Here is a 12193-nt window from a genome sequence, read left to right as displayed (position 1 = left end):
GACCATCCCAGACGGAAGAATGAGACGATCAGCAAATACCCACCACAAAAAATGTGATGGAGTACCAAAATTGGCACTGACATTCATCGACACACTGTTGAGTTCTCAAAGAACACGCGCACACCATCACTCGAAACCATCACAGCTTCTCGTTCCGGGGCAACCGTTCCAGCTTAGCCTACCAGGGAATCGAGTGCAAACCCGCTCCCCGTCCGGCCACCCGAACGCGGTACAACCACCCTACACAAGGCAGGAGAGCCAACCAACTTCCGGGAATATCAGGCGCTCCCCGTACAACCTCGTTTTCCCTCGCTGACCTGTGAAGATCGCGTCCGGGTCGGTGTCCGTGTCGCTCTGACCTGGAATAAGTTACGGGCCGATCGCCCGTATGCCAAATCCCCTGGTCAAAGCCGGTTCAGGGAGCTCGTTATTCCCAAAGCCGCAGGTAGACCGAACGGGACGGGGCGTACCCCGTCCCGTTCGGGCCGCAAACGATCATGGTGACGCCGGACACGTCAGCCGGCGACCACCTTGATGCCGGCGAAGTTCTTGCGTCCGCGTCGGACGACCAGCCACTGACCGTGCAGGAGGTCCCCGGCCTCGGGGGTCCAGTCGTCCGACTCGACGCGGCGGTTGTTGACGTACGCGCCGCCTTCCTTGACCGCACGCCGCGCCGCGCCCTTGCTGTCGCTCAGTCCACTCGCCACCAGCAGATCCACGATCGTGCGCGGCGCATCGCCGGTGACCTCGGCGATGGAGGCCTCCTTGAGCGCAGCCGCCAGGGTCGACTCGTCCAGATCCGCAAGCTCCGCACGTCCGAACAGTGCCTTGCTCGCGAGCTCGACGGCATCGGTGTTCGCCTGGCCGTGGACAAGGGTCGTCATCTCCGCGGCGAGGCGACGCTGCGCTTCGCGCGCTTGCGGGCGCTCGGCGGTTGCCACCTCGAGTTCGGCCAACTCCTCCTGCGTGAGGAACGTGAACCAGCGCAGGTACTTCACGACGTCGGCGTCGCCGGTATTCACGAAGTACTGGTACCACGCGTACGGGCTGGTCATCTCGGGGTCGAGCCACAAGCTGCCGCCACCCGTCGACTTGCCGAACTTCTTGCCGTCCGCCGAGGTCACGAGTGGCACCGTCATGGCATGGACGGACTCGCCGTCGAGCTTCCGGTTGAGATCGACGCCGGCGATGATGTTGCCCCACTGGTCCGAACCGCCGACCTGCACCGTGCAGCCGTAGTTCCGGCGCAGGTGCACGAAGTCGTTGGCCTGCAGCAGCATGTAGCTGAACTCGGTGTAGGAGATGCCGTCCGATTCGAGGCGACGCTTGACGGTGTCGCGGGCCAGCATGACGTTCACCGAGAAGTGCTTGCCGATATCGCGCAGGAAGTCGATCGCCGTGAGCTTCGACGTCCAGTTCGCGTTGTTCTCGATGACGGCGCCGGTCGGCGATTCGTCGAAGTCGACGAATCGCTCGAGCTGCGATCGGATGCGCTCGGCCCAGTCCGCCACGGTGTCGGCGGTGTTCATGACCCGCTCGCCGACGTCACGAGGGTCACCGATCATGCCGGTGGCGCCGCCTGCCAGCACGATGGGACGGTGGCCTGCGCGCTGAAAACGCTTGAGTGCGAGCAGCGGCACCAGGTGCCCGGCGTGCAGGCTCGGGCCGGTCGGATCGAAGCCGGCATACAACGTGACTGGACCGGCCTCGGTCTCACGACGCAGTGCGTCCAGATCGGTCGACTGGGCGATGAGCCCCCGCCAGGTCAGTTCGTCAAGGATGTTCTCAGTCACGCACCCGATCATCCCACCGTCAGGTGGCGGCGGGTGCGCGCGGGCTGCGGCGGTAGGCCGACACGGCGGGCGAACCGGGTATCCACAGCCGCCACGGCCAATCCTGTGCCACCGAGATCCCCACGCGCGGACCGCTGTTGCAGGCGTCCGCCGGGGACAGCGTGAGATCGACTCCCGGGTCCTCGCCGAACAGGTCGAGCCCGTCGTCGTCGAGTGTCAGGCCGAGCGCCGCACCCAGGTTGCCCGGTCCGCGTGCCGCGTCGACAGGGCGCCGGATGGCAGGACGTCGCGAGGCGACGATCTCGTGGCCCTCGAGGATCTCGGCGGAACGCAACAGCACGCCCCCCGCCACACCGTCGGGCCCGTACGAGACATTGGCGCAGAAGTGCATGCCGTAACTGCGGTAGACGTACAGATGGCCGGCAGGTCCGAACATCACCGCGTTCCGTGGGGTCGGCCCGCGGTACGAGTGCGCCGCGGGATCCGGCCAGGGACCGGCGGGATCTCCGCCGTAGGCCTCGACCTCGACGATGCGGGCCCGAACCGCGCCGATGGTCAACGTGCTTCCGAGGACCGCACGCGCGGCCTCGAGCGGATGCTCGGCGTCGCGGAGTCCTGCGCGGCTGGAGAAGGTCACGGTCACGATTGTGCACGGATTTGCGATCGATGCCGACGAACCGTTGACCGGCCCTCACCGCACGGAAAACAATTCATCGAGCGATGAGTTCATCACCCGATGAATCGAGGTCGACGCCATGACCGAAGCAACCGAGTCCGGCGCCGCACGTCCGGCGCCGCTCGCCGTCGAGATACGCGGCCTCGACGTGACTCGGGGCGGTGCTCCCGCACTTCAGGACGTGAGCCTGTCGATCGCCCGCGGGTCGATCACCGGGCTCCTGGGTCCGTCGGGATGCGGCAAGACCACGCTGATGCGGTGTGTCGTCGGGACCCAGATCGTCGAATCCGGCACGGTGACCGTCCTCGGCCGGCCTGCGGGCTCGACGCCGCTGCGCAGCCGGGTCGGGTACGTGACCCAGGAGCCGAGCGTCTACCTCGACATCTCCATCCGCGACAACGTCCGGTACTTCGCGTCGCTCTACGGACGCGGGAACGACGCGGTGGCCGAGACGATCGAGGCGGTCGGCCTGAGCACCCACGCTCACCACGCCGCCGGTGACCTGTCGGGCGGTCAGCTCAGCCGAGTGTCCCTGGCGTGCGCTCTGGTCGGTCGTCCCGAGGTGCTCGTCCTCGACGAACCGACCGTCGGCCTGGACCCGGTGCTGCGCGCCGAACTGTGGGAGCACTTCGCTTCGCTCGCCGCGTCCGGCACGACACTGCTGGTCTCGAGTCACGTGATGGACGAGGCCGACCACTGCGAAAGCCTGCTGCTGCTGCGCAAGGGCCGGCTGCTCGCTCACGTACCGCCGGACGAACTGCGGCGGCGCACGGGCAAGTCGAACCTCGAGGAGGCGTTCCTCGTCCTGATCAGGGACCAGCAGGTGGGAGTCCAGCCGTGATCGTGAATCCGCGCATCTACGCCGCGAGCACCACGCGCATCCTGCGCCAACTTCGGACGGATCGACGCACGGTCGCGATGATCCTGTTCGTCCCGTCGCTCATCATGGTCTTGCTGTACTTCCTGTACCAGAATGTGCCCACCCCGGCCGGTCAGGTCCCTCTGTTCGACCGGATCGCGATCACGATGCTCGGCATCATCCCGTTCATCGTCATGTTCCTGGTGACGTCGATCGCGATGCAGCGCGAACGCAGTTCCGGGACGCTCGAGCGACTGCTCACCACTCCCCTGTCGAAGCTCGATCTGCTCGCCGGCTACGGCACCGCATTCTCGATCGCCGCCACCGCGCAGGCCGCGCTGGCGTGCGGCGTCGCCTTCTGGTTCCTGAGCCTGACCACGCAGGGCAGCGCCTTGTGGGTGATCCTCATTGCCGTGGTGAATGCGGTTCTCGGCGTCGCCTTGGGGCTGTTGTGCAGCGCGTTCGCACGGACGGAATTCCAGGCGGTGCAGTTCATGCCCGTGATCGTGATCCCCCAACTCCTGCTGTGCGGGCTGCTGGTACCGCGAAATCAGTTGCCGCAGTGGCTCGAGTGGATCAGCAACGTCCTTCCGCTCAGCTACGCAGTCGAGGCGTTGCAACAGGTGGCCACACATCCGGGGACGACCGCACTGATGTGGCGCGATCTCGGCATAGTCGCGTTGTTCGTCGCCGTCGCCCTCGGTCTCGGTGCCGCGACCCTGCGCCGACGCACGCCGTGATGGCCGACTCCGCGGCGCCGCCGACCCGGTCCGGACGCCGGCCCGGCCCGTCCGTCACGCGAGACCGGATCCTGTCTGCCGCCCGAGAACAGTTCGCCGACAAGGGGTTCGACCACACCACCGTCCGCTCTATCGCCGCGGAGGCGGGTGTCGACTCGGCGTTGGTACACCACTACTTCGGCACGAAGCAGCAACTGCTCGTCGCCGCGATCGCACTCCCGATGGATCCCACGTCGATCCTCGGATCGTTCGAGGCCGTCCCCGTGGACGAACTCGGTGCGGCGCTCGCCCGCACCGTGATCGGCATCTGGGATTCGCCGCATCAGCCGGCGGTGGTCGCGGCCGTGCGGTCGGCACTCACCGGAGGAAGGGAACGACTGCTCCGGAGCTTTCTGCTCGAAGTCGCACTGCGTGACGTCGTTCCGCGAGTGGACTCGCCGCCGGGAACCGGTGAGCTTCGGGTCGCGCTCGTCGCGTCGCAGATGGCAGGGCTATTCCTCACCCGTCACCTGCTGGGTGTGAGGGCGCTCGGCGACCTCTCGACCGACGAGGCCGCGCGATTGGTCGCGCCGACGCTGCAGTCCTATCTCACCGGGCCGCTCGACTGAGCGATCAGGACTCCGATGCCGCGACGCCGCGCGCGACGAAATCGTCGTGCTCGGCGTCGGTCACCTCGCGGGCCTCGTCGATGAGCAGCACCGGGATGCCGTTCTCGATCGGGTAAGCGCGGCGCAGCCGGGGGTTGTAGAGCACTTCGTCGCCGACCAACAGCAACGGCCCCTTGTCCTGCGGGCACGCCAAAATGCTGAGCAGGGTGGGATCAATAGCCACTTCAGTCCTCTCGGGCCGTCCGTCGATGTCGGCCGGTCCAGGCTACAAGTCGGCGTCGTCCCGGCTACGCGGGCACCCCACCCGGGCCCGCCGGACCGTCCCCGTAGCGGGCCGCGACCGCCTTGGTGAACCGCTTGTAGCGGCCCGTGTCGGCGTCGAGGTACCAGGAACGAGCGCTCGGCTTGGGTAGTCCGGCGGCCTGCAGTTCCGTCGAACGCGGCCGGTAGGACGCACCGAGCGGAATCCGATCGACCACATGGACGATGTCCGGGCACTGCGCGATCGGCAGCCGGCCGAGGGCCGCCGTGACCTCGGCAGCGTTCGGGACCCGTCCGTCGTGGACGGTGATCGCGGCGACTGCCGCCTGATGATCCCCCGTGGGCACGCCGTACGCGACTGCGAGGTCCACCTGTGGCATCGCGCCGAGGAGGTCCACGATCGGCTGCGTGAACACCGGTCCGCCGACCGCGTTCACCACGGTGCGCTTGTGGTCGACGAGCCAGAAGTCGCCGTCGGCGTCGCGTCGGAACAGATTCTCCGTCGGCACCCACGCGTCGCCGGCCGCGAACACTCCCCGCATCAGTCCGGGAACGGCCTCGGCACGGGCCCCGGGCCGGCCGAGGAGCAGACCCACCTCGTCGTCCTCGCACTCGCGGACGAAGCCGCGCGCGTCCTCGAGCAGTCGGCCCTCGATCGGGTCGTACGCCGCGACCCGGACCTCCGCGCTGCCCGGCAGCGGCCGGCCTTTGGATCCGACCTTCGCGCCGGACACGTTGACCAGTACGACATCACCCTCGGTGGAGGCGTAGAACTCGAGCACCCGCGCGGGCGCGAATCGCGACGAGATCCGGCGCCACAGTCCGGGTGGCATTCCCGACCCGATGAAGAGCCGGATGGGATGTCCGTCCTCGAGCGGCAGCGTTTCGGCGTCGAGGATCTCGCGCATCATCGTCCACGTGTAGCTCACGACCGTGACGCCGTAGCGATGCACTTCCTCCGCGAAGCGCTCCGGGTCGAGCCCGCGGGACAGCGCAATGCGCGCTCCGCCGGCGATCGCGCCACCGAGAGTGGCCATCAGCCCCGACGAATGATGCAGCGGCGCAAGACAGTAGACGGTGTCGCTGCGACTGAGCGAAGCCGCCGACGCGGTGCCGAACGCCGACAATGCCCACCGGTAGTTGGTGATGTACTTGGCTTCGAGGTTGCCGCAGGACCCACTGAAGATCACGAACGCCAACTCCCGGGCGAGTCCCGGGTCCGGGCGATACCACCCGGGTAGCGTCACCGCGTCCGGGTCGATCTGCTCGAGATCGACGACGTCGGGTCCGAGTTCGACCGCGAGGCCACGGAACTCGCCGCCGCCGAGGACGAGGACCTTCTTGCCCGTGGCGACCGCGTCCTCGACGTTGTCGGGGTCGACGACTATCCGGTCGACCCGGCCCAGCCGCACCGCCTCGTCGAGGTCACCGCCGGGGGGCAGCAGCACCGCCACCGCTCCCAGACGGGACAACGCGGCGATCGCGACCAGCGCGCTCGGTCGCGTCTCCATCAGCACACCGACATGCGTGGCGGGTCGGATTCCGGCGTGCACGAGCCCGCGCACGACATTGTCGATGCGGGTATTGACCGCCGCATTGGTGTGCACGCGGTCGTCGAACAGGAAACACGCGCCGCCGGGCGCCTGCCGGCCCTGCTCGGCGAGGAGCAGACCCAGCGAGATCCGCGAGTGCGGCTGCAACTGTCCGAGCCGGGCCAGCCGGGGCAGCGCCCGGGCGGCCTCGATCGAGATCTCACGGGTGCCGCGCACGGTGTCGGTCGCGAAGTCGGCGATACCCTTCCCGACGCCCACACCCACTTCCGCGATCGACGCGACGGTGTGCGTGATGCGGTTGGTGATGCTGACGCCGCTGTCGTGACCGGACGGCTCGTCGTGAATCATCACGTCCACCGCGTCCGGACGCGGGCCCACACCCTCCCGCCAGCGCACCCATTCGCCGGTGGTGGGCCAGGTCCGCGATGCGGCCGCAGAGCCGACCACGAGGCCGAAATGTCCTGCACGCAGGGTCGACTCGAACACCTCGGCACGGGGGGCCGCCCGCTTGATGCCCCGCACCGCGAGAGGCTGACCGATGTCGTCGACCTCGCCGACGAACGCCAGGATCGGGCACGAAAGCTCGGCGAGGCTCACGGCGGTGTCCCTGATGACGAAGCCGCCGGTCATCATCCGGTTGTGCACGATGAACTGCTTGAGCAATTCCGCGACGGCCGGCCCGGACCACGCGACCCAGCCGTCCTGCGCGAGGAAGCGGCGCTGCTGTTCCCGCGGGAGCAGGGCGTCGCGGTCGTGCAACTGTCGCAGGAAGTCGAAGCGGGACTTCGCGGTCTTGACCGGGTCGAGCAGCTGGAACCCGGTGCGCGCCATCCATCCTGCGATGGAGAGCCGGTTGAAGACGTGATCGGCGAGCAGGTCCGCGCCCCTCGTCGCGAGCCCCGCCGGAATGTTGAACGGCAGCGCCGCCAAGGTGTCGACGGGAGCACCGAACGTGATGAGGCTGGCGATGTTCCGGCAGCGTCGGTACGCCGCGGCCTGATAGCAGAACATGCCGCCCTGCGAGTACCCGGTGAGATGGACGTCGCGACCGGTGTGCTCGTGCACCCGGTCGACGATCTCGCTGATCGCGACGATGTGATCGGCGAGCGTGCGGCTCCAGCCGCCCTCCTCCGCGTCGGGTGACCCGAAGTCGACCACCCACGGATCGAGGCCCATCTCGTGGAGGATGCCGACCGCACCCTGATCCCGCGTGACGTCGTACACGTCCGCGGACATCATCATCGGCGGGACGAGCACGACCGGGGCGCCGACCTCCGAGGGGTCCGCGTCCGCGAAGTAGCGACGCAGCCGATACATCGGGGCGCGCTCGACGATCTGGAACGGGGACGGAGTCGCCCCCGTTTCCAGACCGCCGAGTCGAACCACCTCGAGGCCGTTCTGTGCCGTGGCCACGGCCCGTCGCAGCGAACCCACCACGTAGTCGGAGCTCAGACTCACCAGCGCACTCCCCCAGCAACTCATCGTGACCTTCATCACATCATGTTCGATGAGCCTTCCACATTACTGCGTTCGTGGACGCGGAGTTACACCGAGTCGATCTTCGATTCCGCTCAGGCGCGGGCCCACTCGCGGAGCGCGTTCGCCGAGGCCCGCACCCCGCCCAACTGCTCGGCGACACGGACGCCGGCCGTCCCACCGCGTGCACTGCGCGACGCGATCGAACCGTGCACCGTCAGTACCTCGCGCACCGCGGGAGTGAGCGCCGAGTCGACCCCGGCGAGCTCGTCGTCGGTGAGCTCGTCGAGACCGACTCCCCGCCCCTCCGCGACTCGGACGCACGCACCCGCCGCCTCGTGCGCCACCCGGAACGGAACGCCTTGACGCACCATCCATTCCGCGATGTCGGTGGCGAGGGTGAATCCGGCCGGAGCCAGCTCCGCCATCCGGTCGGCGTGGAACTCGAGAGTGGACACCAGACCGGTGATCGCGGGCAGCAGCAGCTCGAGCTGGGCAACCGAGTCGAAGACCGGCTCCTTGTCCTCCTGCAGATCGCGGTTGTATGCGAGCGGCTGAGCCTTGAGCGTGGCCAGCAGGCCGGTCACGTTGCCGATCAGACGTCCGGCCTTGCCGCGGGTGAGCTCGGAGACGTCCGGGTTCTTCTTCTGCGGCATGATCGACGACCCCGTGGACCACGCGTCGGCCAGCGTGATGTAACCGAATTCGGGTGTGCTCCAGATGATGACCTCTTCGGCCATCCGCGACAGGTCGACCGCGATCATCGCGAGGACGAACGCGGCCTCGGCCGCGAAGTCGCGCGACGACGTCGCGTCGATCGAGTTCTCCGCAGCCGAGTCGAAGTTCAGCTCGGCGGCGATGGCGTCGGGGTCGAGCCCCAGCGACGAACCTGCAAGGGCACCGGACCCGTACGGCGACACCGCGGCCCGCTTGTCGAAGTCCCGCAGACGCTGGACGTCGCGCAGCAGCGGATGCGTGTGCGCGAGCAGATGATGCGCCAGCAGCACCGGCTGCGCCGCCTGCAGATGCGTCTTGCCCGGCATCACGGCATCCGGGTGTGCCGCGGCCTGGGTGGCGAGCGCGTCGACCACGTCGAGCACGCCGTCCGCGATCCGCCGGACCGCGTCACGCAGCCACATGCGGAACAGCGTGGCCACCTGGTCGTTGCGAGAACGACCCGCGCGCAGCCGCCCACCGACTTCCGGACCCACGCGCTCGATCAGACCGCGCTCGAGGGCGCCGTGGACGTCCTCGTCGGACTCGGCGGGCCCGAACGCGCCGGAGGCGACGTCGTCACCGAGCCGGGCGAGGCCGTCGAGCATCGTCGCCAGGTCCGCCTCGCTGAGCAGGCCGGCCTTGTGCAGAACCTTGGCGTGCGCCTGCGAGGCCCGCACGTCGTACGGGGCCAGGACCCAGTCGAAGTGCGTCGACTTGCTCAGCGCCGCCATGGCGGCGGCCGGTCCGGATTCGAACCGGCCGCCCCAGAGGGCGCCCTCGTTTGTTCCGTGGGCGTCGGTCATGGCCTAGAGACCCAGGTCGCGCTTCGCGGCGACCTTGGAGGACAGGCCGTGGATGTTGACGAAGCCCTTCGCGTACGACTGGTCGAACGTGTCGCCCTCGTCGTAGGTGGCGAGGTTGAAGTCGTACAGCGACTCCGGGCTGCGGCGGCCGTTGACGGTGATCGCGCCGCCGTGCAGGAACAGCCGGATGTCGCCCGTGACCCGCTCCTGGGTCTTCGCGACGAACGAATCCAGCGCATCCTTGAGGGGCGAGAACCACAGGCCGTCGTAGACCAGCTCGCTCCAGCGCTGCTCCATCTGCCGCTTGTAGCGGCCCAGCTCGCGCTCGAGGGTGACGTGCTCGAGCTCCTGGTGCGCGTTGATGAGCACCATCGCGCCCGGGGCCTCGTAGATCTCCCGGCTCTTGATGCCCACGAGGCGGTCCTCGACGACGTCGAGGCGGCCGACGCCCTGCGCGCCCGCCCGCTTGTTGAGCTCCTGGATGGCCTCGAGCACGGTGACGGGCTTGCCGTCGATCGCGACCGGCTTGCCGGCCTCGAAGCTGATGATCAGCTCGTCGGGGCTGTTCCAGTTGAGCGTGGGGTCCTGCGTGTAGTCGTAGACGTCCTTGGTGGGGGCGTTCCACAGATCCTCGAGGAAGCCCGTCTCCACGGCGCGGCCCCACACGTTCTGGTCGATCGAGAACGGCGAGCGCTTGGTGACGTTGATCGGGATGTTGTTCTCCTCGGCGAAGGCGATCGCCTTCTCGCGGGTCCACGCGTAGTCGCGGACCGGCGCGATGACCTCGAGGTCGGGAGCCAGAGCACCGAAGCCCACCTCGAAGCGGACCTGGTCGTTGCCCTTGCCGGTGCAGCCGTGCGAGACGACGGTGCCGCCGTGCGCACGCGCGGCCTCGACGATGTGCTTGACGATCAGCGGGCGGCTGATGGCCGAGACCAGCGGGTAGCGGTCCATGTACAGCGCGTTGGCCTGGATCGTCGGCAGGCAGTACTCGTCGGCGAACTCGTCACGGGCATCCACCACGACCGACTCGACGGCGCCGCAGTCGAGGGCACGCTGACGCACGACCTCCATGTCCTCGCCGCCCTGGCCGAGGTCGATGGCCACGGCAACGACCTCTTTGCCGGTCTCCTTGCCGATCCAGCTGATGGCCACCGAGGTGTCCAGCCCGCCGGAGTAGGCGAGTACGACGCGTTCAGCCATGGTGTGTGTGCTCCTTAGAAATCGAAGTGTTCGAGAAAGAGTCTAGTGGTCAGGCCAGGCGCTCTATCGCCGCGGCAAGGTCCGCTCCGGTGAGCGGCTCCCGCGCCACGACGACGATGGTGTCGTCGCCCGCGATCGTGCCGACGACGTCGGGCAACGAGGCCCGATCGAGCGCGCTGGCCAGGTAGTGCGCAGCCCCGGGCGGGGTGCGGAGCACCGCGAGGTTCCCGCTGGCATCGGTGGACACCAGCAGCTCCCCGAGCAGCCGGGACAACCGGTCGGTGCCGCCGGACACGCCCCGCACGGGCGAGCCGTCCTCCGGCACCACGTACACCCCGGCCCCGCCGTCGGCGGCTCGCAGCTTCACCGCGCCGAGCTCCTCGAGGTCACGCGAGAGCGTCGCGTTCGAGACCTCGATGCCCTCGGCGGCGAGCAACGCCGCGAGTTCGGCCTGACTGCGGATGTGACGCTCGGCGACGAGCGCGGTGATCCTGGCCTGCCGGCCGGCACGCGTGTGCGCGACGGCGGCGGCAGACGGCGCAGTATCCGGGCCCGGGGCGGAGGTCATGGCCGGGACTCGGTTCGTTCGAGGAGCCACACGAGCAGAGCCTTCTGCGCGTGCAGACGGTTCTCGGCCTCGTCCCACGCCGCCGACTGCGGACCGTCGAGCACCTCGTCGGTGATCTCCTCGCCACGGTGCGCGGGCAGGCAGTGCAGCACCATAGCGTCCGGTGCCGCCTTCGCCAGCAGATCGGCGTCGATCCGGAACGGGCGGAACGGCCCGACGCGGTCGAGACCGTCCTCCTCCTGCCCCATCGACGTCCAGGTGTCCGTCACCAGCACGTCGGCGCCTGCCACCGCGGCCTGCGGGTCGTCGACGAGCGTGACCATCGCGCCGGTCTGCTCGGCCCGGACACGGGCCGCGTCGACGACCACCGGGTCGGGTGCGAACCCGAGCGGCGCGGCGATCGTCACGTGCATGCCGGCGGTGACGCCGCCCAGCAACAGCGAGTGCGCCATGTTGTTGGCACCGTCACCGAGGTACGTCAGTCTCAGACCGGCCAACTCGCCCTTGCGTTCGGCGATGGTCTGCAGGTCCGCGAGCACCTGGCACGGGTGGAACTGGTCCGACAGCGCGTTGACGATCGGCACCGTCGCACCCTCGGCCATCTGCTCGAGCCGCTCCTGGCCGAACGTGCGCCACACGACGGCATCGACGAAGCGGGACAGCACCCGTCCGGTGTCCTGCAGCGTCTCGTCGCGACCCAGCTGGGTCTTGCTGCCGTCGACGACCACCGCGTGGCCGCCGAGCTGTGCGATACCCATCTCGAAGGAGAACCGCGTGCGGGTCGAGTTCTTGTCGAAGATGACGCCGACGCCCCGCGGACCGTCGAGCGGCCGTCGCGAGAACGGGTTCGCCTTGAGCTCGCGGGCGAGCGCGAGCACCTCGGCCTGCTCCGCCGGGGTGAGGTCGTCGTCCCTCAAGAAGTGTCGAACGGTCATG

11 protein-coding genes are annotated in these 12193 nt (G+C 68.5%); 3 read left to right on the top strand and 8 right to left on the bottom strand.

Features of this window, described 5'->3' with window-relative positions:
- Positions 1-515: 515 nt before the first annotated feature.
- Positions 516-1793, bottom strand: a complete 1278-nt coding sequence (gene tyrS / locus ABEU20_RS04190) for a tyrosine--tRNA ligase (RefSeq protein WP_420163097.1) — start codon at positions 1791-1793, stop codon at positions 516-518.
- A gap of 19 nt (positions 1794-1812) precedes the next feature.
- Positions 1813-2436, bottom strand: a complete 624-nt coding sequence (locus tag ABEU20_RS04185) for a DNA-3-methyladenine glycosylase (RefSeq protein ID WP_420163096.1) — start codon at positions 2434-2436, stop codon at positions 1813-1815.
- Positions 2437-2548: 112 nt separating this feature from the next.
- On the opposite strand from ABEU20_RS04185, the gene ABEU20_RS04180 reads away from it, so the two are divergent.
- Genes ABEU20_RS04180 through ABEU20_RS04170 form a run of 3 tightly spaced genes read left to right on the top strand, consistent with a single transcriptional unit; the run spans position 2549 to position 4676 of the window.
- Positions 2549-3310, top strand: coding sequence for an ABC transporter ATP-binding protein (locus tag ABEU20_RS04180; RefSeq protein WP_420163095.1), 762 nt, complete (start codon positions 2549-2551; stop codon positions 3308-3310).
- A 2-nt stretch (positions 3311-3312) separates the two neighbouring features.
- Positions 3313-4068 carry an ABC transporter permease gene (locus ABEU20_RS04175; protein WP_420163150.1) on the top strand — a complete coding sequence of 252 codons (756 nt, stop codon included), beginning with the start codon at positions 3313-3315 and terminating at the stop codon, positions 4066-4068.
- Positions 4068-4676: a TetR/AcrR family transcriptional regulator gene (locus tag ABEU20_RS04170; RefSeq protein ID WP_420163094.1), complete on the top strand. Its 609-nt coding sequence runs from the start codon at positions 4068-4070 to the stop codon at positions 4674-4676. The genes ABEU20_RS04175 and ABEU20_RS04170 overlap by 1 nt, the downstream gene beginning before the upstream one ends.
- 4 nt (positions 4677-4680) lie before the next feature.
- Here the strand turns inward: ABEU20_RS04170 and ABEU20_RS04165 are convergent, their stop codons facing one another.
- The 6 genes from ABEU20_RS04165 to argF all read right to left on the bottom strand — a co-directional run bounded on the left by ABEU20_RS04165 (position 4681) and on the right by argF (position 12192).
- Positions 4681-4899: a Trm112 family protein gene (locus ABEU20_RS04165; RefSeq protein WP_420163093.1), complete on the bottom strand. Its 219-nt coding sequence runs from the start codon at positions 4897-4899 to the stop codon at positions 4681-4683.
- Positions 4900-4963: 64 nt separating this feature from the next.
- Entirely contained in the window at positions 4964-7972 is a 3009-nt protein-coding gene (locus ABEU20_RS04160) for an acyl-CoA synthetase (RefSeq protein WP_420163149.1), read from the bottom strand.
- Positions 7973-8061: 89 nt separating this feature from the next.
- Positions 8062-9486, bottom strand: a complete 1425-nt coding sequence (argH, locus tag ABEU20_RS04155) for an argininosuccinate lyase (protein ID WP_420163092.1) — start codon at positions 9484-9486, stop codon at positions 8062-8064.
- 3 nt (positions 9487-9489) lie between these two features.
- Positions 9490-10689 (bottom strand): argininosuccinate synthase, encoded by a 1200-nt coding sequence (locus tag ABEU20_RS04150; protein WP_420163091.1) that lies wholly within the window; start codon positions 10687-10689, stop codon positions 9490-9492.
- A 49-nt stretch (positions 10690-10738) separates the two neighbouring features.
- Positions 10739-11257 carry an arginine repressor gene (locus ABEU20_RS04145; protein ID WP_420163090.1) on the bottom strand — a complete coding sequence of 173 codons (519 nt, stop codon included), beginning with the start codon at positions 11255-11257 and terminating at the stop codon, positions 10739-10741.
- Positions 11254-12192, bottom strand: a complete 939-nt coding sequence (gene argF / locus ABEU20_RS04140; protein WP_420163089.1) for an ornithine carbamoyltransferase — start codon at positions 12190-12192, stop codon at positions 11254-11256. The genes ABEU20_RS04145 and argF overlap by 4 nt, the downstream gene beginning before the upstream one ends.
- Between the last annotated feature and the right edge of the window lies 1 nt (position 12193).

Source organism: Rhodococcus parequi (assembly GCF_046042785.1).
GTDB lineage: Bacteria > Actinomycetota > Actinomycetes > Mycobacteriales > Mycobacteriaceae > Prescottella > Prescottella parequi.
The sequence above is the reverse complement of the archived record's forward strand: the minus strand, read 5'-3'. Positions and strand labels throughout refer to the sequence as shown.

What these genes read in the sequence shown, in the direction of transcription:
- ABEU20_RS04180 (WP_420163095.1), top strand. Translation starts at nt 2,549, where the DNA reads ATGACCGAAGCAACCGAGTCCGGCGCCGCACGTCCGGCGCCGCTCGCC.
- ABEU20_RS04170 (WP_420163094.1), top strand. Translation starts at nt 4,068, where the DNA reads ATGGCCGACTCCGCGGCGCCGCCGACCCGGTCCGGACGCCGGCCCGGC.
- ABEU20_RS04160 (WP_420163149.1), bottom strand. Translation starts at nt 7,972, where the DNA reads ATGAGTTGCTGGGGGAGTGCGCTGGTGAGTCTGAGCTCCGACTACGTG.
- argH (WP_420163092.1), bottom strand. Translation starts at nt 9,486, where the DNA reads ATGACCGACGCCCACGGAACAAACGAGGGCGCCCTCTGGGGCGGCCGG.
- ABEU20_RS04150 (WP_420163091.1), bottom strand. Translation starts at nt 10,689, where the DNA reads ATGGCTGAACGCGTCGTACTCGCCTACTCCGGCGGGCTGGACACCTCG.
- ABEU20_RS04145 (WP_420163090.1), bottom strand. Translation starts at nt 11,257, where the DNA reads ATGACCTCCGCCCCGGGCCCGGATACTGCGCCGTCTGCCGCCGCCGTC.
- argF (WP_420163089.1), bottom strand. Translation starts at nt 12,192, where the DNA reads ATGACCGTTCGACACTTCTTGAGGGACGACGACCTCACCCCGGCGGAG.